Genomic DNA, 785 nt, shown 5'->3' with positions numbered 1-785 from the left:
CTGCCCAGTGGTCCGGGGGTCGAGCGGGCGGTCTGGCCGTATTGGTCGAGTTGGCCGTAGCCGTCTTCGTTGCGAGCTGCGCCAGGACCCAGCGCCTCGCCGACCATGCCGGCGACCGCCGCGGCGGCCACGCCGCGCCAACTGAACGGCGCGTTGGTCAGGTGCAGTTCGGCGCTGACGCCCTGGCTGACGGCGCTGCTCGTGGCGGAGCGGACGGCGGCGTTGACGTAGACGTTGTTGGAGACGTTGCCAAGGCCGCTGACGCCAGCGGATGCTGCGCCGCCCACGGCGCTGGCGGCGACCTGCTTCCAGCTGACCTTGGATTGATTCATGGCCACACCGACCAACTGACTGGCGATCGAGCCGACGGCTGCGCCGATGGCTCCGGCAACGACGCCTCCGATGGTGCCGGCAGCCGCCGCAGTGGCCGCTGCGGCACCGGCCATCCCGCCAGCCGCTGCCGCTGTTGTGACCGCGCCGGCGGCTGCAGCTGTGCCGAACATCGCGGGCGCGGCAGACGCCAGCCACGCTGCGGCTGCCCCGGCGGTGTAGATCGTGACGATGACCGCCACCACAACCATGATGATCGTGCCGATCGTGCCGCAACCCTTGTCCGCCTTAGGCGCCGGGATGTTCGGCGAGGTGTCGCCGACGACATCGGTGGCGTCGTAGGGCTTGAAGGTGGAGACGTTGTTGGAGGTGCCGCCGATGTTGCTGGGCAGGTCGATGGTCTGGCCGGTGCGCAGGTCGGCGTCGCCGCGCAGGCCGGCGTCGCCGCGCAGGCC

Annotated in this window: 1 protein-coding gene; it reads right to left on the bottom strand. The window is 71.1% G+C overall.

Translation table 11 applies throughout. The annotated features are described in order from the left end of the window. A partial coding sequence (locus AC1DYI_RS37335; protein ID WP_477209099.1) for a hypothetical protein occupies positions 1–785 on the bottom strand: 785 nt, incomplete at both ends.

This window comes from Ideonella sp. P3_A4, assembly GCF_056403075.1.
Note: the sequence above shows the minus strand (reverse complement) of the source record. Positions and strands in the feature narration are given on the sequence as shown.